A 22,260-nucleotide genomic window follows, 5' to 3' on the forward strand; every position below is an offset into this window, starting at 1 on the left:
GGGTCACCGCTGCGCTCGCCGGGCATGGCCCGGCGCTACCGTTCTGGGCCCGGCTCCACCGGCGCAATGGCCGCCTCACCATCCTCCGCACCCGGCGAGCGCACATCGGCGCTGCCTGCACGCTGCATCCGCGGCATATCCAGTTCGTCGTCCCGCTGCAGGCGCGCACGCACCTGCGGCAGCGATTGCGGATGTTCACGGGCGAGGAAATCCAGCATGCGCTCGCGCACCAGGCAGCGCAGGTCGAATGCATCACCGGAACTGCGCGCGCTGACCAGCAGCCGCACCTGGATCGCGCGCTCGCTGGTTTCGGTCACCTGGGTCACGCACACCCGCCCATCCCACAGCGGCTGGCCCTGGCAGATGCGCTCCAGCTCGGCACGGATCGCCGCGATCGGTGCCCGGTAGTCCAGCCACAGGAAGGCCGTGCCGAGCAGATCGGCGCTGCGCCGCGTCCAGTTCTGGAACGGGTGCTCGATGAACCAGGTCAACGGCACCACCATGCGCCGCTCGTCCCAGATGCGCACCACCACGTAGCTGCTGCCGATCTCCTCGATGCGGCCCCACTCACCTTCCACGATCACCACATCATCCAGGCGGATCGGCTGCGTCACTGCGATCTGCAGACCGGCGATGAGGTTGCCGAACACCGGCTTGGCGGCGATACCCGCCACCAGGCCGATCAGGCCCGCCGAGGCCAGCAGCGCGGTACCGATCTTCTGCACCATCGGGAAGGTCAACAGCACCAGCGAGGCACCGAGCACGATGATGCCGCCCATCAACACGCGACTGAGCACCCGTGTCTGGGTCTGGATGCGGCGTGCCTCCAGGTTGTCGGAGACATCGATGGGATGGCTGCGCAGGATCGCGCGTTCACCCGCGGCGACCGCACGCACCAGCAACCAGATGAAACACGCGGTCAACGCGATGTGCAGCACATGCTGCAGATTACCCAGCACAGGATCCTGCAGCGGCGTGGCCTGCAGCGCAGGAATCAACAGCAGCAGCGGCCATGCGGTGGCCATTGGCAGCCCAAGCACACGCCCGATGCGGGCGCGCCGACGATCACGACCTTTCAGCCGGTGGTAGATCCACAGGATCAACCACGCGCCGATGCCACCCACCACTGCTGCCAATCCCAACGGCCATGCATAGGCCTGTGCGCTTTGCCAGTGCACCGTTGCCACCTCCACTCGAACAGCCAAGCGGACAGCCTCGCGCATGGCGCATGAGCGTCACGTCAGTCGTTCGTAAGAAGGGTGTTGGTCGGCAGGGCTTGCAGCCCTGCACCTGCTGCGAGCCGAAGCAACAGCAACAGCCGAAGCAGAAGCGGGTTTCCTGTGGGATGGCGGGATGGGTCCGGTTGCGGGGGACGCCGTGAATCCGTCCATGGAGGCTCGGTCGCCGCTTGCTCGTGTGCGCTGTCCTGCGCACACGGCAAGACCGGGGTTGGGCGTCCTGCCCAACCCGCCCGAGGCATGCCTCGGGCCCATGCGGCTCACGCCCCCGCAACCGGACCCACCCCGCCTTCGACAGATCTCCGCGATCTGCAGTAGATCCACGCCATGCGTGGATGAATCTCCATCGGAATCGAATATTTCGAACTGGAATCCAAAAGCATCCACGCATGGCGTGGATCTACCGTGTCGACCAAGGTCGACACCTACCAACAGCCGCCGGAATCTGTCAGAGGCGGGGCGGTGTGGGTGGGCAGGACCGTTGGCGCCATGGATGGCGCCATCGAGCCCCCATGGACGGGTTTACGGCGTGTCCTGACCACCCACACCGCCCCGCCATCCCACGGAATGCCCGCTTCTGCCGTTGCTGTTGCTCTTGCCTCGGCAGGTGCAGGGCTGCAAGCCCTGCCGAAAAACCCTTACCGCACCTGCTCCTGCTTGCGCACGATCGCCATCGCAATCTCCAGCGACTGCTCGTAGTTCAACCGCGGGTCCACGGTCGAACGATACGCACGCTCCAGGTCACGCTCGGTCAGTTCGCGCGCACCGCCGGTGCATTCGGTCACATCCTCACCGGTCAGCTCCAGATGCACGCCGCCCAGGCGGGTGCCTGCAGCCGCGTGCAGGTCGAACGACATCTCCACCTCACCACGCACGTTGTCGAAGCGCCGCGTCTTGAAGCCGTTGGCCGTGCTCTCGGTATTGCCGTGCATCGCATCGCACACCCACAGCACACGACGACCATCGCGCTTGACCGCGTCCAGCAGCGGCGGCAGCTTCTGCGCGATCTGCGCCGCGCCCATGCGATGGATGAAGCTGAGACGGCCCGGCTCGTCATCCGGATTGAGCACATCGATCAGGCGCAGCAGCTGGTCCGGCGTCACCGACGGGCCGACCTTGATCGCGATCGGGTTGCGCACGCCACGCAGGTACTCCACATGTGCACCGTCCAGCGCGGCGGTACGCATGCCGATCCACGGATAGTGCGTGCTCAGGTTCAACCAGCCCTGCTGGCGCGGCACCTGTCGGGTCAGCGCCTGTTCGTAGGGCAGCAGCAGCGCCTCATGCGAGGTGTAGAAATCGATGCGGTTGAGGTTGTGCACGCGGGCCCCGGCCAGGGTCTCCATGAAGTGCACGGCATCGCCGATCGAGGCGACCATCTTCTGGTACTCGGCGGCCAACGGCGAATGGCTTACCCATTCCAGGTTCCAGTATTCGGGATGGTGCAGATCGGCGAAGCCGCCATCGATCAGCGCCCGCACGAAGTTCATCGTCATCGCCGAATGCGCGTGGGCCTGCAGCATCCGCTTCGGATCGGGCAGGCGCGCCGCTTCGGTGAAGGCCGGCGCATTGATGACATCGCCACGGTAGCTGGGCAGGGTCACGCCATCACGGGTCTCGGTATCGGCCGAGCGCGGCTTGGCGTACTGCCCGGCGAAACGGCCGACGCGGATCACCGGCTGGCGCAGGCCGTGCACCAGCACCAGGCTCATCTGCAGCAGCACCTTCAACCGGTTGGAAATCGTGCCCGATTCGCAGTCGCTGAAATTCTCCGCGCAGTCGCCGCCCTGCAGCAGGAAGCGCTTGCCTTCCTGGGCGTCGGCCAGCTGCTGCTTCAGCGCCAGGATCTCCCACGAGGTCACCAGCGGCGGCAGCCGCTTCAACTCGTGCAGCGCGGCATCCAGTGCCACCGGATCGGGATAGGTCGGCATCTGCAGCGCGGTCTTGCCCCGCCAGCTCTCCGGTGACCAGGCAGCGCCAGCAGCGGTGGCGGCAGGATCGGGAGCGGGCGGAACGGCGGACAGGCTCATCACGGACATCCGGGGGTGGGGGGCGGTCATGGTCGCAGAGCCAGCCGCTGACGCAAAGGGCCAGGCGTCGCTGCGATTGCCTGAACGGCGTGGAAAGGGGCCACGTGATCGGCCAGAAACGGCATGGTCGCCACCGCTCGACAGGCGCATGATCGGCACGCAGTTGTTACGGAGTAACACTTCCTCATGGACCGGCCCCTTCCCTCTTCCCTGCCCATCTCCCATGAAGCCCTCCCTGCTCACCACCGCCATCACCTTTGCCCTGATCCTGGCCAGCCAACCCGTGCTTGCCGCCGACACTGATTCCAGCACGGCTGCGGTCAAGGACCTCGACGTGGTCACCGTCAGTGCTCAGCTCGACCAGGCCCGCAACGCCCTGTCGCCGGACATCGGCAGCAGCCAGTACCAGATCACCGCCGAGGACATCCAGAAGCAGCCCCTGGGCGCCTCTGCCCCGCTCAGCCAGGTGCTGCTGCAGGCTCCGGGCGTGGTCCAGGACTCCTACGGCGGCGTGCACGTACGCGGCGACCACGCCAACCTGCAGTACCGCATCAATGGCGTCCTGCTGCCCGAATCGATCTCCGGCTTCGGCCAGACCCTGGACGCACGCACCATCAAGAGCATCCGCCTGATGGACGGCGCCCTGCCGGCCCAGTTCGGTGAACGCACCGCTGCAGTGGTGGATATCACGACCCGCAGTGGCGCCGAGCTGGGCAATGGTGGCAGCGCCGGCATCACCACCGGCTCGTACGGCAAGGTCAACCCGAATGCCTCCTGGTGGGGCAACCAGGGCCGCTGGAGCTGGTTCCTGACCGGCAACTACGACCAGAACGAGGTCGGGCTGGAGAACCCCACCAGCGCACGCAAGCCGCTGCATGACGATACCCACCAAGGGAAAGCGTTTGCCGATCTGACCTATCTGGTCAACGACAGCACCCGCCTGAGCGTGTTTGCCGGCTTTGCCAACAACCGCTTCCAGATCCCGGTCAACCCCGGGCAGACCCCGCAGTTCGGTTACCTGGACACCACCACCTACGATTCCAGCCAACTGGACGAAACCCAGCGCGAGACCACCCGCTTCGGCATGCTGGTCCTGCAGGGCACGCTGGGCCAGACCGCGTACCAGCTCTCGGCCGGCCAGCGCTACAGCGATGTGGCCTACAACCCGGACATCGTCGGCGACCTCGTGTTCAGCGGCGTCGCCTCGCAGGTCCAGCGCAGCAACCGCGCCAACACCCTGCAGGCCGATTTCTCCACACCATTGGGCGATAACCACACCCTGCGCTATGGCCTGTATGGCAACTACGAACATGCCGCGGCCAACAACAGCAGCTGGGTCTTCCCGGTCGATGCCGATGGTCGGCAGACCAGCACCACGCCGCAGCTGATCCCGGACCGCAACGCCTTCCACGCCAGCACGGCCGCGCTGTACGTGCAGGATGAGTGGCGGATAGGGGATGACTGGACCGTCAACTATGGCCTGCGTGGCGACCGCTTCAAGGCGTTCGGCCACACCGAGGGCCAGCTCAGCCCGCGCCTGGGCGTGGTCTGGAATGCCAGCGGCAGCACCACCGTGCATGCGGGCTATTCGCGCTACTTCACCCCACCCGCCAGCGAACTGGTTGCCGGCAGCGATCTGGCATTGTTCGACGGCACCAGCAACCAGCAACCTGCCGGCGGCAGCAACACGCCGCTGTCCGAGCGCAGCGACTACTACGACATCGGCGTGTCACAGCAGGTCGGCGACCACCTCACTCTCGGCCTGGACGCCTATGACCGGCGCGTGCACCGCCTGCAGGATGAAGGCCAGTTCGGCGCCGCCTACATCTACTCCACCTTCAACTATCGGCGCGGCCACATCCACGGCCTGGAGTTCAGCGCCGACTACAGCAACGGACCGATCAGCGCGTACTTCAACGCCGCCTACAACAAGGCGATGGGCACCCAGGTCATCACCAGCCAGTACAACCTCGATCCGGATGCATTGGCCTACGTGCAGCAGAACTGGATCCACCTGGACCACGACCAGAAGCTGACTTCCTCGGGTGGCATCAGCTACGCCTTCTCCGGCCACAACCGGGTGGGTGCGAACTACGTGTACGGCAGCGGCCTGCGTTCGGACAACGAGGGCGTGCCCAATGGCGGCGAGCTGCCGTCATACCTGCAGCTCAATCTCAGCGCCGCACATGACTTCAACGCCGACAGCGGCCATCCGCTGCATGTGCAGCTGGCGGTGCTCAACACGCTGGATCGCAGCTACCAGCTGCGCGATGGCGGCGGCATCGGCGTATTCGCGCCGCAATGGGGCCCACGTCGTGGCGCCTATCTGAGCCTGCAGCAGGATTTCTGAGCTGGCGCGCGGTGGCGCCGGCCAGCGGCCGGCACTACCAGAACCCAGTAGAGCCACGCCATGCGTGGCTGCCGATATGCGGTAGAGCCACGCCATGCGTGGCTTCAGACTGGATCAGCGCTTGACCTTGCGCAGCGACACAACCAGCGCCCACAGCGCCAGCAGCACGAACCACACGCCCGACCACATCGGCATGGTCAGGCCAAGGAAGGTCCAGTCGATGTTGCCGCAGTTGCCGGTGCCGGTCAGCACGGTGCGGAACACTTCCAGCGGCCCCATGGTCTCGCTCAGGAAGGCCAGCGGCGGACCACAGGTCGCACCCATCTCCGGCGGCAGCATCTGCACGTAGACATGGCGTGCGGCGATGCCGACGCCCACGGCAGCGGCAATGAAGACGAGAACGCCGTAGGTCGCCCGCCCCGGACGGTTGGACGGCCCATGCAGCGCACCGATCAGGAACAGCAGGCCCAGGGCCGCAAACGCCAGGCGCTGGAAGATGCACAACGGACAGGGCTCCAGCCCCATCTGCAACTGCAGGAAGATGGCGTAGCCCAGCAGGCCCGCGCAGATCAGGAAGCCCAACAGGAACTGGGCGCGGAAAGGCCAGCGCAGAGGATTCATCGGCAACGCTCGTGTAGTACGGACCGCAAGCGTAACCGAGAGCAGGCGCCGTTCGAACCACCACACGCCACGCCTGTCGGAACGGTGCAGGTCGGATCGCCCTGCAGATACCAAGGGATCGACCCGCAGAAACGGAAAAACCCGGCACAAGGCCGGGTTCTTCACCGAATGACGGGTGTCGCGCGTCGATTACTCTTCGACGGCTTCAGCCACGACCGGACGGTCAACCAGTTCGACGTAGGCCATCGGCGCGTTGTCGCCGGCGCGGAAGCCGCACTTCAGCAGGCGCAGGTAGCCGCCCGGACGGTTCGCGTAGCGCGGGCCCAGGATGGTGAACAGGTTGCCGACGGCTTCGTTGTCGCGCAGGCGGGCGAAGGCCAGACGACGGTTGGCGACGGAGTCGACCTTGGCCAGGGTGATCAGCGGCTCGGCGACGCGGCGCAGTTCCTTGGCCTTCGGCAGGGTGGTCTTGATCAGCTCGTGCTTGAACAGCGAGGAGGCCATGTTCTTGAACATCGCTTCGCGGTGGGCGCTGGTACGGCTGAACTTACGGCCGGATTTCTGGTGACGCATGGTGATATTCCTTGGTTAATGATGTGGCTGTGCGGATCGTTGTCGCCTTCCTGGCGCTGCTGCTCGGACTGCGGTTGGTCCTGGCCATCCGTCCTGGACGACCTGCCCGCGAACCTTCGTTCGTCGTGGCGGTATTGCCTTGGTGCAATGGCCCCGTCGTTGCCGACGGGGCCATGCAGTCCTGCAGGAAGGCTATATCAGCCCAGCATGCCGTGGCTGGCGACGCCGGCCGGCGGCCAGTTCTCCAGCTTCATGCCGAGCGACAGGCCACGCTGGGCCAGCACTTCCTTGATCTCGGTGAGCGACTTCTTACCCAGGTTCGGGGTCTTCAGCAGCTCGACTTCGGTCTTCTGGATCAGATCGCCGATGTAGTAGATGCTCTCGGCCTTCAGGCAGTTGGCCGAACGCACGGTCAGTTCCAGATCGTCGATCGGGCGCAGCAGCACCGGATCCACGCCGTTGTTGGCCGGCTTCGCCGCACCGCGGTCGCGGTGGGTGAAGTCACCGAACACCGACAGCTGATCGCTGAGGATGTCGGCAGCGGTACGCACTGCTTCTTCGGCGTCGATGGTGCCGTTGGTCTCGATATCGATGACCAGCTTGTCCAGGTCGGTGCGCTGTTCGACACGAGCCGCTTCCACGGCATAGGCGACGCGGCGGACCGGCGAGAACGAGGCATCCAGGACCAGACGGCCGATGGCACGGGTTTCTTCGTCCGGACGACGACGCGCAGCAGCCGGCTGATAGCCGAAACCACGCTCGATCTTCAGACGCATGTTCACTGCCGTGTCCTTGGTCAGGTGGCAGATCACGTGGTCGCCGTTCAAGATCTCCACATTGTGGTCGACCTTGATGTCGGCAGCGGTGACAACGCCCGGACCCTGCTTGGACAGGGACAGCGTCGCGCTGTCGCCGGAGTGCATACGGATGGCCACGTCCTTCAGGTTCAGCAGGACTTCCAGCACGTCCTCCTGCAGACCTTCGACCGTGGTGTACTCATGCAACACGCCGTCGATTTCGACTTCCGTGATGGCGAAGCCCGGGATGGACGACAGCAGCACGCGACGCAGGGCATTGCCCAGCGTATGCCCGTAACCCCGCTCCAAAGGTTCGATAACGACCTTTGCACGGGTGTCGGTAAGGCGTTCGATCTGCGGACCGCGAGGACGCAGAACCTGGTTGGCGGTAACCGTCATGTTGCGGGTTCTCCTAGTGAACCCCCGGCCGTCGCCGGGGGCTCTCCAATGTGAATTACTTCGAATACAGCTCGACGATCAGCGCTTCGTTGATGTCCGCAGGCAGATCCGAACGATCCGGAACAGCCTTGAAGATGCCGGAGAACTTGCCGGAATCCACTTCAACCCACGACGGGCTCAGGTCATGCTGGGCGGCGACGGTCAGGGCTTCCTGGACGCGCAGCTGCTTGGCAGCCTTTTCAGACAGAGCGATGGCGTCGCCAGCCTTGACCTGGTACGAGGCCAGGTTGACCGACTTGCCATTCACGGTGACGCCGCGGTGCGACACCAGCTGACGGGCAGCCGGACGGGTCACGGCGAAGCCCATGCGGTAGACAACGTTGTCCAGGCGGGTTTCCAGCAACTGCAGGAGGTTCTCGCCGGTGTTGCCCTTCTTGGTCGAGGCCTTCTTGTAGTAGTTGCGGAACTGACGCTCCAGCAGACCGTAGATACGCTTGACCTTCTGCTTTTCACGCAGCTGGGTAGCGTAGTCGGACAGCTTGCCCTTACGGGCAGTGGCGCCATGCTGGCCGGGCTTCTGCTCCAACTTGCACTTGGAATCCAGCGCACGCGCCGGGCTCTTCAGGGACAGGTCGGCGCCTTCGCGACGGGCGAGCTTACAGGTAGGACCGATATAACGAGCCATTTCTTATCGCTCCCTTTAGACGCGACGCTTCTTCGGCGGACGGCACCCGTTGTGCGGGATAGGCGTCACGTCGATGATGTTGGTGATCTTGTAGCCGACGTTGTTCAACGAACGCACGGCCGACTCACGGCCCGGACCCGGACCCTTGATGCGGACTTCCAGCGACTTCACGCCGTAGTCCAGCGCAGCACGACCGGCCTTCTCGGCAGCCACCTGGGCTGCGAACGGGGTCGACTTGCGCGAACCGCGGAAGCCAGCGCCACCGGAGGTCGCCCACGACAGAGCGTTGCCCTGGCGGTCGGTGATGGTCACGATGGTGTTGTTGAACGAAGCGTGGACGTGGGCAACGCCGTCGGTGACGACGCGCTTGATCTTCTTCTTGGTCTTAGCAGCAGGCTTAGCCATTTATAGGTCCCTTACTTCCTGATCGCCTTGCGCGGGCCCTTGCGGGTGCGGGCGTTGGTACGGGTGCGCTGGCCACGCAGCGGCAGACCGCGACGGTGACGCAGGCCGCGGTAGCAGCCCAGGTCCATCAGGCGCTTGATCGCGATGCCGATTTCACGGCGCAGATCGCCTTCCACGATGTACTTGCCGACTTCGGCGCGCAGGCGCTCGATTTCCGGCTCCGACAGATCGCGGATCTTGGTGGTCGAAGTGACGCCTGCGACTTCGCAGACCTTCTTCGAACGGGTACGGCCGATGCCGTAAATGCTTTGCAACCCGACCCAGACATGCTTCTGGGCTGGCAGGTTGACGCCTGCAATACGCGCCATGACGCGGTTCTCCAGCTGAGTGATGGCCGACAGCGCGCTCAAGGCACGCCGATCCGGCAGGATGGATCAAAAAAGTGAACCAGTGATACTAACAAGGTTCCGGTTTACTTGGAAGCCCGTGAAACCAGAGGTTTCATGAACCCGGCCCGGGGAGTGTGCCCAGGCTCCGGCGCCGGATGGGGTTGGACCTGGAGTTTCCTCCCGGGCCGCCCGCGCTACTCCAGCGCGGGACCACCTCATCACACCCCCACCCGGAACCGCTGCGGGGGCCGCCCTTCGTTTGTGTGGCCGGAGTCCGCGAAGCGGAGGACCATCACGTCAGGAAGACGAAAGTATAGCAGGCTAATCAGCCGCGAGCAAAACCGCCGCGGTTGCCGCCCTTCAGGTTGGCCTTCTTCAGCAGGCTCTCGTACTGGTGGGACATCAGGTGCGCCTGCACCTGGGCGATGAAGTCCATCACCACCACCACCACGATCAGCAACGACGTACCGCCGAAGTAGAACGAGGCATTCAGCTGCGTGCGCATCAGCTCCGGCAGCAGGCAGACGATCACCAGGTAAGCCGAACCGGCAGCGGTCAGTCGGGTCAGCACGCCGTCGATGTAGTCGGCGGTGGCCTTGCCCGGACGGATGCCCGGAATCAGCGCACCCGACTTCTTCAGGTTGTCGGCGGTTTCCTGCGAGTTGAACACCAGCGCGGTATAGAAGAACGCGAAACCGGTGATCAGCGCAGCGAACACGATCATGTGCAGCGGCTCGCCCGGACCCAGGGCATTGGCGACCTTCTGCAGGGTCTGGCCAAAGGTGCTCTGGTTGGCCGCCTGGCCGGACCACATGGCCAGGGTGGCCGGGAAGGCCAGCAGGCTCGAGGCGAAGATCGCCGGGATGACGCCGGCCATGTTCAGCTTCAGCGGCAGGAAGGAGGTCTGGTTCATGTACGCGTTGCGACCGCCCTGGCGGCGCGCGTAGTTCACCGTGATCCGGCGCTGGCCGCGCTCGACGAACACCACGAAGAAGGTGAAGGCGAGCACGACGATGGCGATCAGCAGCAGCTGGATGAACTGGATGTTGCCGTCGCGGTAGGCGTCGAAGGTGTGGATGACCGCACCCGGCAGGCCCGCCACGATACCGGCGAAGATGATCAGCGAGACGCCGTTGCCGATGCCGCGCTCGGTAACCTGTTCACCCACCCACATCAGGAACATGGTGCCAGCGGTCAATGCGACCACGGCGGTAAGCACAAAGCCCATGCCCGGCATGTACACGACCGGTGCGCCGGTCGGCGACACCTGGCCCTGCAGCGCCAGAGCGATCGAACCGCCCTGCACCACCGCGAGCAGCACGGCGCCGATGCGCGAATACTGGGTGATCTTGCGGCGGCCGGACTCACCTTCCTTCTGCATCGCCTTCAAGGCGGGGAAGATGTGCACAGCCAGCTGCATCACGATCGATGCCGAGATGTAGGGCATCACGTTCAGCGCGAAAATGCTGAAACGGTGCAGGGCGCCGCCCGAGAACATGTTGAACATGTCCACGATGCCGCCGCCCTGCTGTTGCATCATGGCAAGCATGGCATCGGGATTGACGCCCGGCACCGGCACGTAGCAGCCGATGCGATAGACGATCAAAGCCCCGACGACGAACAGCAAACGTTGGCGAAGTTCGGTGAACTTGCCCATTCCGCCCGCGAGGTTACCAATGCCAGCTTGCGCCATGACTTTCTTACTCCGTTACGCTGCCGCCGGCAGCTTCGATCGCAGCCTTGGCACCAGCCGTGGCAGCAACACCCTTCAGGGTGAACGCCTTGGTCACTTCGCCCTTGACGACGACCTTGGCCTTCTTGGCAGTGCTCGGGACCAGCTTGGCAGCACGCAGGGCAGCGAAGTCGATCTCGCCGGCCGGCAGCTTGTCCAGCTGATACAGCAGCACTTCAGCGGTGTCCTTGGCGATCGGCGAACGGAAGCCGATCTTCGGCAGACGACGCTGCATGGGGGTCTGGCCGCCTTCGAAGCCAGCCTTGATCTTGCCGCCACCCTTACGGGCGAACGAACCCTTGTGGCCACGGCCGCAGGTCTTGCCCAGGCCGGAGCCGATACCACGACCGACGCGGGTGCGCTCTTTACGCGCGCCCGGTGCCGGGCTCAATTCATTCAGATGCATGGTCATTGGATTATTCCTCAACCTTGACGAGGTAGTGGACCTTGTTGATCAGGCCGCGAACCTGCGGGCTGTCCTTCAGTTCACGCACATCGTTCAGCTTGCCCAGACCCAGCGCACGCACCGACAGGCGATGACGCGCCTGGGCACCACGCAGGCCGCGAACCAGACGGACCTTGACGGTCTTGTTGGTTTCATTAGCCATGGTTGAGATCCTCCACCTTCTTGCCGCGCTTGGCCGCGATGCGAGCCGGCGACTGCGCTGCAGTCAGGCCCTTCACGGTGGCACGCACCAGGTTGATCGGGTTGCGCGAGCCGGTGGCCTTGGCCAGCACGTTCTTCACGCCAACTGCTTCCAGCACGGCGCGCATGGCACCGCCGGCGATGACGCCGGTACCTTCGGAAGCCGGCTGCATGAACACGCGCGCTGCGCCGTGACCATCCTTGATGGTGTGCCACAGGGTGCCGTTGTTCAGATCGACGGTGACCTGGTTCTTGCGAGCCTGCTCCATCGACTTCTGGATGGCGACCGGCACTTCACGTGCCTTGCCATAACCGAAACCGACCTTGCCTTCGCCGTCGCCGACAACAGTCAGGGCGGTGAAGGTGAACTGACGGCCACCCTTGACGGTCTTGCTGACGCGGTTGACCGCGACCAGCTTTTCGATCATGCCGTCGTCGACTTTCTCTTCGCGGTTACGGTCGCGATCGCGACCCCGCTGCTGACGTTCTTCTGCCATGTTTATTCCTTGGTTGTTGGGTTATGTACGGCTCGAAGCCGCTTATGGTTGTGGAGTGCTGCGTTGTTGCGGTGGGCCGCTGCAGAAGAGCGGCGCCGCCCAGCCTCACTCAGGCTGGCGAGCAGGCGGGCACGGGGGCGCAAGCCCCCTGCCCTGATCCCTTAGAACTGCAGGCCGGCTTCGCGGGCAGCGTCAGCCAGGGCCTTGATGCGGCCATGGTAACGGTAACCCGAACGATCGAAGGCAACCTTCTCGATGCCGGCGGCCTTGGCGCGCTCGGCAACGATGCGGCCAACCTTGGCGGCGGCATCGGCGTTCTTGCCGTTCTTCAGGCCTTCCTTGACGTCGGCCTGGGTGGTGTTGGCAGCAGCCAGCACCTTCGAGCCGTCGGCGGTGAAGACCTGTGCGTACAGGTGCTGACCGGTGCGCAGCACCGACAGGCGGGCCACACCGAGCACACGGATGTGGGCACGGGTCGACTTGGCGCGACGCAGGCGGGCGATGTTCTTGTTCATGATGTTTTTTCCTTGAAAGCTGAAGGTTGGGCTTTTCCCTGGAAAGTCCGCACATGGATGTGCGGGCTCTTGCGAGGGACTCGCGCTTACGCCTTCTTGGCTTCCTTACGGATGATGACTTCGTCGGAGTACTTCACGCCCTTGCCCTTGTACGGTTCCGGCTTGCGGAACGCACGGATCTTGGCGGCAGCTTCACCGACGGCCTGCTTGTCAGCGCCCTGGACCAGGATTTCAGTCTGGGTCGGGGTGCTGATGGTGATGCCTTCCGGCGCCACGAACACGATCGGGTGCGAGTAACCCAGCGACAGGCTGAGGTCCTTGCCCTGCATCGCGGCACGGTAACCCACGCCGACCAGCTCAAGCTTGCGCTCGAAGCCTTCGGAAACACCCTTGACCATGTTGGACAGGATGGCGCGGACGGTACCGGTCAGCGGGATCAGCTCCACGTTGTCGGTGCTCAGGGTGGCAACGCCGTTTTCGACATTGATGTTGATACCAGCCGGCTTGGCCAGCGACAGGGTGCCCTTCGGGCCCTTGGCGGTGACGTTGTCGTTCTGGACGTTCAGTTCAACCTTACCCAGGTCGATCGGCTTCTTGGCTACGCGGGACATGGTCTACTCCTTTCGCCTTAGGCCACGAAGCACAGGACTTCGCCGCCGACGCCCAACTGGCGCGCCTGCGCATCAGTCATGATGCCCTTGGAAGTGGAAATGATGGAAATGCCCAGGCCGTTCATGACCTTCGGCAGTTCGCTCTTGCCGCGGTACTGGCGCAGGCCCGAACGCGAGAAGCGCTTCAGGGTCGCGATGACCGGCTTGCCTTCGAAATACTTCAGCACGATTTCCAGCTCGGACTTGTTGTTCTCGAGCGCGGTCACGCGCAGGTCGGCGATGTAACCCTCGTCCTTCAGGACCTGGGCGATCGCAACCTTGATCTTGGACGACGGGGCTTTCACCGTCTGCTTGCCAACCGCGGCCGCATTCTTGATGCGGACCAGCAGGTCGGCGATGGGATCAGTCATGCTCATATGAGTACCTTTGAGTGCACCGATATCCGCTTTCGCGAAAATCTGTTGTCTCCTGGAAACGGGCCAGGCCCCCTCCCCCTACGCGTCGCGCAGAGCAAGACGCGGGAGTATACGCCAAAAGAGCCCGACTTGCGTCGGGCTCTTCAGGTTTTTTGCAGAGGGAAAGCTGAACGCTTCCCCTCCCCGGCTGCGAAGGCCCCCAAAGGCGCCTTCGCTGGCAGGTCCGGCTGGGATTACCAGCTGGCCTTGCGCAGGCCCGGAACGTCACCACGCATGGTGGCTTCGCGCAGCTTGTTGCGACCCAGGCCGAACTTGCTGTACACGCCACGCGGGCGGCCAGACAGTTCGCAACGGTTGCGGTGGCGGCTCGGCGACGAATCGCGCGGCAGCTTCGACAACTTGGTGGAAGCCTCGATCTTCTCTTCGTAGCTCGCGTCCGGGGAGGACACGATCTTCTTCAGAGCAGCACGCTTGACAGCGAACTTTTCAGCCAGCTTCTTCCGCTTGATGTCGCGGTTGACCATGGAGGTCTTTGCCATTTCGGTTTCCTCGACGAATCAGTTACGGAACGGGAACTTGAACGCTGCCAGCAGCGCCTTCGCTTCCGCGTCGGTCTTCGCAGTGGTGGTGATGGCGATATCCATACCGCGGATCGCGTCGACAGCGTCGAAGTCGATTTCCGGGAAGATGATCTGTTCCTTCACACCCATGTTGAAGTTGCCGCGACCGTCGAAGGAACGACCGGAAACACCACGGAAGTCGCGCACGCGCGGCAGCGAGATGTTGATCAGGCGGTCCAGGAACTCGTACATCTTGTGGCGACGCAGCGTGGTCTTGCAGCCGATCGGCCAACCATCACGGATCTTGAACGATGCCACCGAGATACGCGACTTGGTGACGATCGGCTTCTGGCCCGAGATCTTGGTCATGTCGCCAACGGCGTTTTCCAGGATCTTCTTGTTGGTGGCCGCTTCGCCGACACCCATGTTCAGGGTGACTTTGACCAGCTTCGGCACCTGCATGGAATTGGTGTAACCGAACTGCTTCATCAGCGCCGGAACCACTTCTTCCTTGTAAAACTTTTCGAGACGGGAAGTCATCTTCTCATTCCTCAGGCGTCGAGCGCCTCACCGCTGGAGCGGAACACACGCAGTTTGCGTCCATCCTCCAGCACCTTGAAGCCAACGCGCTCGCCCTTGCCCGAAGCCGGGTTCAGCACATTCACGTTGGAGATATGGATCGACGCTTCACGCTCGACCACGCCGCCGGCAACACCTGCCTGCGGGTTCGGCTTGGTGTGGCGCTTGACGATGTTCACGTTGGCGACGACCAGACGGTCGCCATCGACGCGGACGACTTCGCCCTGCTTACCCTTGTCCTTGCCGGCGTTGACGACAACCTGGTCGCCCTTCTTGATACGGTTAGCCATGATTATCTCCTGTCGCTCACAGCACTTCGGGAGCGAGCGAGACGATCTTCATGAACTTCTCCGAACGAAGTTCACGAGTCACCGGCCCGAAGATACGGGTCCCGATCGGCTCCTGCTTGTTGTTAAGCAGAACGGCAGCATTGCCGTCGAAGCGGATCAGCGAGCCGTCGGCGCGACGCACACCCTTGCGGGTACGCACCACGACGGCGTCATACACTTCACCCTTCTTGACCTTGCCGCGCGGAATCGCATCCTTCACGGTGACCTTGATGATGTCGCCGATGCCGGCGTAACGGCGCTTGGAACCACCCAGCACCTTGAAGCACATCACTCGCTTGGCACCAGAATTGTCGGCGACGTCAAGGTAGCTCTGCATCTGGATCATGATTCAGACTCCTTATTCAGCCGCACGCGTGATGACTTCCACCACGCGCCAGTTCTTGGTCTTGGACATCGGAGCAATCTCGGTCACGCGGACGACATCGCCTTCCTTGCAGGCGTTGTCGGCATCGTGGGCGTGCAGCTTCGTCGAGCGCTTGATGTACTTGCCGTACAGTGCGTGCTTGACCTGACGCTCGACCAGGACGGTAACCGTCTTGTCCATCTTGTTGCTGACGACACGGCCTTCGACCGTGCGCAGCGCTTTGTTTTCAGTATTGTCGCTCATAGCGGCCATCCTTACTTCGTGCTGCCGAGCAGGGTCTTGACGCGAGCAATTTCGCGACGCACCCGGCGGATGTCGTGTGTCTTCGGCAGCTGGCCGGTGACCTGCTGCATACGGACAGAGAACTGTTCCTTACGCAGGTCGATCAGGTGGGCCTTGAGGTCGTCAGCCGACTTTTCACGGAGAGTTTTGATATCCATCAGCGCACCGTCCGGGTCACGAAAGTGGTGGTGACCGAGAGCTTGGCAGCGGCCAGGCGGAACGCCTCGCGTGCCACTTCTTCGGTAACACCCTCGATTTCATAGATCATGCGGCCGGGCTGGATCTGGGCCACCCAGTATTCCACGTTGCCCTTACCCGAACCCATTCGAACTTCGATGGGCTTCTTGGTGATGGGCTTGTCGGGGAACACACGGATCCACATCTTGCCGCCGCGCTTCACGTAGCGGCTGATCGAACGGCGAGCCGCTTCGATCTGACGCGCGGTCAGCTGACCGTGGGCGGTTGCCTTCAGGCCGTACTCGCCAAAGCTGACAGCGTTTGCGCTCCAGCTGAGGCCTTCGTTACGGCCCTTGTGCACCTTGCGGTACTTGGTTCGCTTGGGTTGCAACATTGTCGTTACCTCGCTTCACGAGCCGGGCGCTGACGGTCACCGCGGTCGCCGCGATCGTGACGATCGTTGCGCGACGGGGTGTCGTCCTGCTTTTCCTGGCCAACCTGGGAGAAATCGAAGACCTCGCCCTTGTAGATCCAGACCTTGATGCCGATGATGCCGTAGGTCGTCTTGGCTTCAGCGAAGCCATAGTCGATGTCGGCACGCAGCGTGTGCAGCGGCACGCGGCCTTCGCGGTACCACTCCGAACGGGCGATTTCTGCACCGTTGAGGCGGCCACCGACGTTGACCTTGATGCCCAGGGCACCCAGGCGCATCGCGTTGCCGACCGAGCGCTTCATTGCACGGCGGAACATGATGCGACGCTCCAGCTGCTGCGCGATCGATTCGGCAACCAGCTGTGCGTCCAGCTCGGGCTTGCGCACTTCGGTGACGTTGATGTGCGCCGGGACGCCCATCATCTCGCTCACTTCCTTGCGCAGCTTCTCGATGTCCTCACCGCGCTTGCCGATCACCACGCCCGGACGGGCGGTGTGGATCGTCACGCGAGCGGTCTTGGCCGGACGCTCGATCAGGATCTTGCTGATGCCGGCCTGAGCCAGCTTCTTGCGCAGCATGTCGCGCACTTTCAGGTCGGCTGCCAGGTAACCAGCGAACTCGGCCTTGTTGGCGTACCACTTGGAGTTCCAGTCCTTGGAAATGCCGAGGCGGATACCAACCGGATGAACTTTATGACCCATGGTCTTTTCCTTATCCGCTTACTTGGCGGCGCCCACAACCACAGTGATGTGGCTGGTGCGCTTGAGGATGCGGGTACCGCGGCCTTTCGCCCGCGCCATGAAACGCTTCAGGGTCGGACCTTCATCTACCATGATGGTCTGAACCTTCAGCTCGTCGACGTCGGCGCCCTGGTTGTTCTCGGCATTGGCAATAGCCGACTCCACCACCTTCTTGATCAGGTGGGCAGCCTTCTTGTCCGAGAACTTCAGCAGGTTGACGGCACGCTCGGCCGGCAGACCGCGCACCTGGTCAGCGACCAGACGTGCCTTCTGCGGGGAGATGCGCGCGGTGCGCAGGATGGCTTTCGCTTCCATTGTCATCTCTCCTTACTTGCCCGACTTCTTGTCACCACCGTGACCCTTGAAGGTCCGGGTGATGGCAAATTCGCCGAGCTTGTGGCCGACCATGTTCTCGTTGACGAGAACCGGGATGTGGTTCTTGCCGTTATGCACGGCAATGGTGACGCCTACCATGTCAGGCAGGATCATCGAACGACGCGACCAGGTCTTGACCGGACGCTTGCTACCCGCAGCGGCAGCCACCTTAGCAACCAGGTGGTGATCGACAAACGGGCCCTTCTTGAGTGAACGTGCCATGGTCGATTAGCCCCTACGATCGCGGACGATGAACTGCTGAGTGCGCTTGTTATGGCGCGTCTTGTAACCCTTGGTCGGAACACCCCACGGGGTGACCGGATGCGGATTACCCTGGCCGGCCTTCGCCTCACCACCACCGTGCGGGTGGTCAACCGGGTTCATGGCAGCACCACGAACGGTCGGGCGGACGCCGCGCCAGCGCTTGGCACCGGCCTTGCCCAGCTTTTCCAGGCTGTGCTCGTCGTTGCCGACTTCGCCGATGGTTGCGCAGCACTCGACCGGAACCTTGCGCATTTCACCCGAGCGCAGGCGCAGGGTGGCGTAGATGCCTTCACGAGCGACCAGCTGCACCGCAGCACCCGCAGCACGGGCGATCTGAGCGCCCTTACCCGGCTTCAGCTCGATGCAGTGGATGGTGGTGCCGACCGGGATGTTGCGCAGCGGCAGGGTGTTGCCAGCCTTGATCGGGGCGTCCGAACCAGCGATCACCTGATCACCAGCCTTCAGGCCCTTCGGGGCGATGATGTAGCGACGCTCACCGTCGACGTAGCACAGCAGAGCAATGTGGGCGGTGCGGTTCGGATCGTATTCGATGCGTTCCACGCGCGCCGGGATGCCCAGCTTGTTGCGCTTGAAGTCGATGATGCGGTAGTGCTGCTTGGCACCACCACCGACGTGACGCACGGTGATGCGGCCATGGTGGTTACGACCACCCGAGCGGCTCTGCGACTCGACCAGTGCGGCGTGCGGAGCACCCTTGTGCAGGTCGGGAGTAACCACGCGCACGGCCGAACGGCGGCCGGGGGAAGTGGGCTTGAATTTCATCAATGGCATGGGATGTACCTCAGGCCTTGGCCGTTACATCGATCGACTGGCCGTCGGCCAGGCGAACGTACGCCTTGCGCCAATCGCCGCGGCGGCCAGCACGGTTACGGAAGGACTTGTTCTTGCCCTTGACGTTGACCACGTTGACTGCTTCGACCTTGACGTCGAACAGCTGCTCAACCGCGGCCTTTACATCGGCCTTGGTGGCTTCGTTCGAAATTTCGAAGACGTACTGATTGGAGAGTTCCTGCAGGCGCGCGGTCTTTTCGGAGACACGCGGGGCGAGCAGCACGCTGAAGATTTTTTCGTTGCTGTTCATGCCAGCCACTCCTCGACCTTCTTGACCGCGTCAGCGGTGATGACGACCGTGTCGGCACCGACCAGCGACACCGGATCCAGGCCCTGGACGTCACGCACTTCCACGTAGGGAATGTTGCGAGCCGACAGGTACAGGTGCTCGGAGGCTTCTTCAGTGACGATCAGCGGGCGCTTGCCCACTTCCAGGCCGGCCAGCTTGGCGATCAGACCCTTCGTGTTGGTCACTTCGACATCGAAGGACTCCACGATGGTCAGACGGCCCTGACGGTTCAGCTCGGACAGGATCGCGCACATGGCGGCACGGTACTGCTTACGATTGACCTTCTGCTCGAAGCTGCGCGGCTTTGCCGCGAAGGTGACACCGCCGCCGACGAAGATCGGAGCCGTCAGTGCGCCATGACGCGCGCCGCCGCCCTTCTGCTTCTTCGACTTCTTGGTGGTACCTGCCACTTCGGAGCGAGTCTTCTGCGCCTTGGTGCCGGCGCGACCGGCGTTGCGGTAAGCAACGACAACCTGGTGAACCAGATCTTCGCTGAAATCGCGACCGAACACGGCGTCGGAGACCGAGACCTTGTTATTGCTACCCGTGATAACGAGTTCCATCGTCATCTCTCCTTATGCCTTGCTCGCCGGACGGACGATCACGTCGCCACCCGCCGCGCCCGGAACGGCGCCGCGAACTGCGATCAGACCGCGCTCGACGTCGACCTTGACAACTTCCAGGTTCTGGGTGCTCTGCTGCACGGCGCCCATGTGACCGGACATCTTCTTACCCGGGAACACGCGGCCGGGCGTCTGGCGCTGACCCAGCGAACCCGGCGCGCGATGCGACAGCGAGTTGCCGTGGGTAGCGTCACCCATACGGAAGTTGTAGCGCTTGATGGTGCCCTGGAAGCCCTTACCCTTGGTGACACCCTGGACGTCGACGATCTGGCCGACTTCAAAGATGTCCGCCTTGACTTCGCCACCAACGGCGAAATCGCCGAGCTGGGAATCTTCAACGCGGAATTCCCACAGGCCACGGCCCGCTTCCACTTTCGCCTTGGCGAAGTGGCCGGCTTCCGGCTTGTTGACCAGGGCAGCGCGACGCGCACCGACGGTCACCTGCACGGCGCTGTAGCCGTCAGACTCGACGGTCTTGATCTGCGCGATGCGGTTGGGGGTTGCTTCGATCAGGGTCACCGGGATGGAACGACCATCTTCGGTGAACACGCGGCTCATGCCAGCCTTGCGGCCCACGAAGCCCAACGAATACTTCTTCGTCATGGTCGTAGTCCTCAGGTCAGCTTGATCTGAACGTCGACGCCGGCAGCCAGTTCGAGCTTCATCAGCGCGTCCACGGTCTTGTCATTCGGGTCAACGATATCGAGCACGCGCTTGTGCGTGCGGGTCTCGTACTGGTCACGCGCGTCCTTGTCGACGTGCGGGGAGACGAGGATGGTGTAACGCTCGATCTTGGTCGGCAGCGGGATCGGGCCACGCACTTGCGCGCCGGTCCGCTTCGCCGTCTCAACGATCTCGCTGGCCGAACGGTCGATCAGACGATGATCGAACGCTTTCAGCCGGATCCGGATCTTTTGGTCCGCCATGGCGGTAGGTTCCTTCGATAAAAGAGCGACAGACAAAGCCTCTGGGTTGCTTTGCCCCATGAAATCCTTGAATGCAGACGGCCTGCACTCCCGCAGGCCGACAAGGTCAATCCGTAGACCCCAAAAGCACAGGCAGACCCGTGAAACCGGCCTGCCCAGACGGAGAAGCATAATGGCACGCAAGGCAGCTGTCAACAGTCTCCTGTTGACGCCGCCTGAATGGCATTGACCCTTCCTGGTCCGGGGAACACAAGGCACATCCTGTGCCTACTTTCCCGTTTGATACGCCCCGATGCCCTACCCAGGCAACATCGGGGCGCAGAGTCTAACAGATTACTCGAGGATGGTGGCAACCACGCCAGCACCGACGGTACGACCACCTTCGCGGATTGCGAAGCGCAGGCCGGCGTCCATGGCGACCGGGTTGATCAGGGTGACAACCATCTTGATGTTGTCGCCCGGCATCACCATCTCGACGCCTTCCGGCAGCTCGACCGCACCGGTGATGTCGGTGGTACGGAAGTAGAACTGCGGACGGTAGCCCTTGAAGAACGGGGTGTGGCGGCCGCCTTCGTCCTTCGACAGCACGTAGACTTCGGCGTCGAACTTGGTGTGCGGCTTGATCGAACCCGGCTTGGCCAGAACCTGGCCACGCTCGACGTCGTCACGCTTGGTGCCGCGCAGCAGCAGACCGGCGTTGTCGCCTGCCTGGCCCTGGTCCAGCAGCTTGCGGAACATTTCCACGCCGGTCACGGTGGTCTTCTGCACCGGACGGATGCCGACGATTTCGATTTCTTCGCCGACCTTGATCACGCCGCGCTCGATACGACCGGTCACCACGGTGCCGCGGCCCGAGATCGAGAACACGTCTTCGACCGGCATCAGGAATGCCTTGTCGACGTCACGCTCCGGGGTCGGGATCCAGGTGTCCAGCGCCTCGACCAGCTTGATGACGGCCGGCACGCCGATCTCGCTCTGGTCGCCTTCCAGCGCCAGACGGGCCGAACCCGAGATGATCGGGGTGTCGTCGCCCGGGAAGTCGTACTTGCTCAGCAGCTCGCGGACTTCCATTTCAACCAGTTCCAGCAGCTCGGCATCGTCAACCATGTCGGCCTTGTTCAGGAACACGACGATGTACGGCACGCCGACCTGACGCGACAGCAGGATGTGCTCGCGGGTCTGCGGCATCGGGCCGTCAGCGGCCGAGCACACCAGGATCGCGCCGTCCATCTGGGCAGCACCGGTGATCATGTTCTTGACGTAGTCAGCATGGCCCGGGCAATCGACGTGGGCGTAGTGACGGACGGTGGATTCGTATTCGACGTGCGCGGTCGAGATCGTGATGCCACGTGCCTTTTCTTCCGGCGCGGCGTCGATCGCGGAGTAATCCTTGAACTCGCCACCGAAGCGCTCGGCACCGATCTTGGTCAGTGCGGCGGTCAGCGTGGTCTTGCCATGATCGACGTGACCGATGGTGCCGACGTTGACGTGCGGCTTGGTGCGCTCGAACTTACCCTTTGCCATTTCGTTCTACCTTTTAGT

General features: G+C 63.2%; 32 protein-coding genes. 1 reads left to right on the top strand and 31 read right to left on the bottom strand.

Features of this window, described 5'->3' with window-relative positions; translation table 11 throughout:
- Positions 1-35: 35 nt before the first annotated feature.
- Together HUT07_RS15430 and HUT07_RS15435 are read right to left on the bottom strand one after the other, a co-directional pair.
- Positions 36-1,223, bottom strand: a complete 1,188-nt coding sequence (locus tag HUT07_RS15430; protein ID WP_254898880.1) for a mechanosensitive ion channel family protein — start codon at positions 1,221-1,223, stop codon at positions 36-38.
- Positions 1,224-1,876: 653 nt separating this feature from the next.
- Entirely contained in the window at positions 1,877-3,268 is a 1,392-nt protein-coding gene (locus tag HUT07_RS15435; protein WP_176021660.1) for a 3-deoxy-7-phosphoheptulonate synthase class II, read from the bottom strand.
- Positions 3,269-3,491: 223 nt separating this feature from the next.
- Between HUT07_RS15435 and HUT07_RS15440 the strand changes: the two genes are divergently transcribed.
- Positions 3,492-5,618 (top strand): TonB-dependent receptor, encoded by a 2,127-nt coding sequence (locus HUT07_RS15440; RefSeq protein ID WP_176021661.1) that lies wholly within the window; start codon positions 3,492-3,494, stop codon positions 5,616-5,618.
- A gap of 114 nt (positions 5,619-5,732) precedes the next feature.
- Here HUT07_RS15440 and HUT07_RS15445 read toward each other — a convergent pair whose 3' ends face one another.
- From HUT07_RS15445 to tuf, 29 genes are all read right to left on the bottom strand, one after another.
- Positions 5,733-6,239: a disulfide bond formation protein B gene (locus tag HUT07_RS15445; protein ID WP_176021662.1), complete on the bottom strand. Its 507-nt coding sequence runs from the start codon at positions 6,237-6,239 to the stop codon at positions 5,733-5,735.
- Positions 6,240-6,428: 189 nt separating this feature from the next.
- The gene (gene rplQ / locus HUT07_RS15450; RefSeq protein ID WP_176021663.1) at positions 6,429-6,812 is read right to left on the bottom strand and encodes a 50S ribosomal protein L17; all 384 of its coding nucleotides are present in this window, start codon (positions 6,810-6,812) and stop codon (positions 6,429-6,431) included.
- 197 nt (positions 6,813-7,009) lie between these two features.
- Positions 7,010-8,008: a DNA-directed RNA polymerase subunit alpha gene (gene rpoA, locus HUT07_RS15455; protein ID WP_004145453.1), complete on the bottom strand. Its 999-nt coding sequence runs from the start codon at positions 8,006-8,008 to the stop codon at positions 7,010-7,012.
- A gap of 55 nt (positions 8,009-8,063) precedes the next feature.
- Complete coding sequence (gene rpsD / locus HUT07_RS15460; RefSeq protein WP_025879319.1) at positions 8,064-8,693, bottom strand: 30S ribosomal protein S4; 630 nt, start codon at positions 8,691-8,693, stop codon at positions 8,064-8,066.
- Between the two features lie 15 nt (positions 8,694-8,708).
- The gene (rpsK, locus tag HUT07_RS15465) at positions 8,709-9,098 is read right to left on the bottom strand and encodes a 30S ribosomal protein S11 (protein WP_004145443.1); all 390 of its coding nucleotides are present in this window, start codon (positions 9,096-9,098) and stop codon (positions 8,709-8,711) included.
- A gap of 11 nt (positions 9,099-9,109) precedes the next feature.
- Entirely contained in the window at positions 9,110-9,466 is a 357-nt protein-coding gene (gene rpsM / locus HUT07_RS15470; protein ID WP_025879318.1) for a 30S ribosomal protein S13, read from the bottom strand.
- A 346-nt stretch (positions 9,467-9,812) separates the two neighbouring features.
- Positions 9,813-11,180 carry a preprotein translocase subunit SecY gene (gene secY / locus HUT07_RS15475; RefSeq protein ID WP_025879317.1) on the bottom strand — a complete coding sequence of 456 codons (1,368 nt, stop codon included), beginning with the start codon at positions 11,178-11,180 and terminating at the stop codon, positions 9,813-9,815.
- Positions 11,181-11,187: 7 nt separating this feature from the next.
- Positions 11,188-11,631: a 50S ribosomal protein L15 gene (gene rplO / locus HUT07_RS15480; protein WP_089239007.1), complete on the bottom strand. Its 444-nt coding sequence runs from the start codon at positions 11,629-11,631 to the stop codon at positions 11,188-11,190.
- Positions 11,632-11,635: 4 nt separating this feature from the next.
- Positions 11,636-11,827, bottom strand: a complete 192-nt coding sequence (gene rpmD, locus HUT07_RS15485) for a 50S ribosomal protein L30 (RefSeq protein WP_025879315.1) — start codon at positions 11,825-11,827, stop codon at positions 11,636-11,638.
- Positions 11,820-12,362: a 30S ribosomal protein S5 gene (gene rpsE / locus HUT07_RS15490; protein WP_025879314.1), complete on the bottom strand. Its 543-nt coding sequence runs from the start codon at positions 12,360-12,362 to the stop codon at positions 11,820-11,822. Before rpsE ends, rpmD begins: the two co-directional genes overlap by 8 nt.
- A 161-nt stretch (positions 12,363-12,523) precedes the next feature.
- Positions 12,524-12,877, bottom strand: a complete 354-nt coding sequence (rplR, locus tag HUT07_RS15495) for a 50S ribosomal protein L18 (RefSeq protein WP_176021664.1) — start codon at positions 12,875-12,877, stop codon at positions 12,524-12,526.
- A gap of 86 nt (positions 12,878-12,963) precedes the next feature.
- A complete protein-coding gene (rplF, locus tag HUT07_RS15500) occupies positions 12,964-13,488 on the bottom strand; it encodes a 50S ribosomal protein L6 (protein ID WP_176021665.1) in 525 nt (174 codons plus the stop codon).
- Positions 13,489-13,505: 17 nt separating this feature from the next.
- The gene (gene rpsH, locus HUT07_RS15505) at positions 13,506-13,904 is read right to left on the bottom strand and encodes a 30S ribosomal protein S8 (protein WP_025879311.1); all 399 of its coding nucleotides are present in this window, start codon (positions 13,902-13,904) and stop codon (positions 13,506-13,508) included.
- A gap of 233 nt (positions 13,905-14,137) precedes the next feature.
- Positions 14,138-14,443 (bottom strand): 30S ribosomal protein S14, encoded by a 306-nt coding sequence (gene rpsN / locus HUT07_RS15510; protein WP_089239001.1) that lies wholly within the window; start codon positions 14,441-14,443, stop codon positions 14,138-14,140.
- Positions 14,444-14,461: 18 nt separating this feature from the next.
- Positions 14,462-15,004: a 50S ribosomal protein L5 gene (gene rplE / locus HUT07_RS15515; RefSeq protein ID WP_025879309.1), complete on the bottom strand. Its 543-nt coding sequence runs from the start codon at positions 15,002-15,004 to the stop codon at positions 14,462-14,464.
- 11 nt (positions 15,005-15,015) lie between these two features.
- Positions 15,016-15,333, bottom strand: a complete 318-nt coding sequence (gene rplX / locus HUT07_RS15520; protein WP_025879308.1) for a 50S ribosomal protein L24 — start codon at positions 15,331-15,333, stop codon at positions 15,016-15,018.
- Between the two features lie 16 nt (positions 15,334-15,349).
- Positions 15,350-15,718: a 50S ribosomal protein L14 gene (gene rplN, locus HUT07_RS15525; protein ID WP_025879307.1), complete on the bottom strand. Its 369-nt coding sequence runs from the start codon at positions 15,716-15,718 to the stop codon at positions 15,350-15,352.
- A gap of 12 nt (positions 15,719-15,730) precedes the next feature.
- Positions 15,731-16,000: a 30S ribosomal protein S17 gene (rpsQ, locus tag HUT07_RS15530; protein WP_004145355.1), complete on the bottom strand. Its 270-nt coding sequence runs from the start codon at positions 15,998-16,000 to the stop codon at positions 15,731-15,733.
- Between the two features lie 11 nt (positions 16,001-16,011).
- Entirely contained in the window at positions 16,012-16,197 is a 186-nt protein-coding gene (rpmC, locus tag HUT07_RS15535) for a 50S ribosomal protein L29 (RefSeq protein WP_025879306.1), read from the bottom strand.
- Entirely contained in the window at positions 16,197-16,610 is a 414-nt protein-coding gene (gene rplP, locus HUT07_RS15540) for a 50S ribosomal protein L16 (RefSeq protein WP_025879305.1), read from the bottom strand. Before rplP ends, rpmC begins: the two co-directional genes overlap by 1 nt.
- A gap of 5 nt (positions 16,611-16,615) precedes the next feature.
- Positions 16,616-17,350: a 30S ribosomal protein S3 gene (gene rpsC, locus HUT07_RS15545; RefSeq protein WP_176021666.1), complete on the bottom strand. Its 735-nt coding sequence runs from the start codon at positions 17,348-17,350 to the stop codon at positions 16,616-16,618.
- An 18-nt stretch (positions 17,351-17,368) separates the two neighbouring features.
- Positions 17,369-17,704: a 50S ribosomal protein L22 gene (gene rplV, locus HUT07_RS15550; RefSeq protein ID WP_004145348.1), complete on the bottom strand. Its 336-nt coding sequence runs from the start codon at positions 17,702-17,704 to the stop codon at positions 17,369-17,371.
- 12 nt (positions 17,705-17,716) lie between these two features.
- Entirely contained in the window at positions 17,717-17,986 is a 270-nt protein-coding gene (rpsS, locus tag HUT07_RS15555; RefSeq protein ID WP_108767850.1) for a 30S ribosomal protein S19, read from the bottom strand.
- Positions 17,987-17,992: 6 nt separating this feature from the next.
- Positions 17,993-18,820, bottom strand: a complete 828-nt coding sequence (rplB, locus tag HUT07_RS15560; protein ID WP_004145339.1) for a 50S ribosomal protein L2 — start codon at positions 18,818-18,820, stop codon at positions 17,993-17,995.
- Positions 18,821-18,830: 10 nt separating this feature from the next.
- Entirely contained in the window at positions 18,831-19,130 is a 300-nt protein-coding gene (gene rplW / locus HUT07_RS15565; protein WP_025879303.1) for a 50S ribosomal protein L23, read from the bottom strand.
- Complete coding sequence (rplD, locus tag HUT07_RS15570) at positions 19,127-19,732, bottom strand: 50S ribosomal protein L4 (RefSeq protein ID WP_176021667.1); 606 nt, start codon at positions 19,730-19,732, stop codon at positions 19,127-19,129. The genes rplW and rplD overlap by 4 nt, the downstream gene beginning before the upstream one ends.
- A gap of 12 nt (positions 19,733-19,744) precedes the next feature.
- A complete protein-coding gene (gene rplC, locus HUT07_RS15575; RefSeq protein WP_176021668.1) occupies positions 19,745-20,395 on the bottom strand; it encodes a 50S ribosomal protein L3 in 651 nt (216 codons plus the stop codon).
- Positions 20,396-20,406: 11 nt separating this feature from the next.
- A complete protein-coding gene (gene rpsJ, locus HUT07_RS15580) occupies positions 20,407-20,718 on the bottom strand; it encodes a 30S ribosomal protein S10 (RefSeq protein ID WP_010341589.1) in 312 nt (103 codons plus the stop codon).
- 333 nt (positions 20,719-21,051) lie between these two features.
- Complete coding sequence (gene tuf / locus HUT07_RS15585; RefSeq protein ID WP_100463176.1) at positions 21,052-22,242, bottom strand: elongation factor Tu; 1,191 nt, start codon at positions 22,240-22,242, stop codon at positions 21,052-21,054.
- Positions 22,243-22,260: the final 18 nt, after the last annotated feature.

Origin of the sequence: Stenotrophomonas sp. NA06056 (genome assembly GCF_013364355.1) — a bacterium.
In the GTDB taxonomy this organism is placed as follows: Bacteria; Pseudomonadota; Gammaproteobacteria; order Xanthomonadales; family Xanthomonadaceae; genus Stenotrophomonas.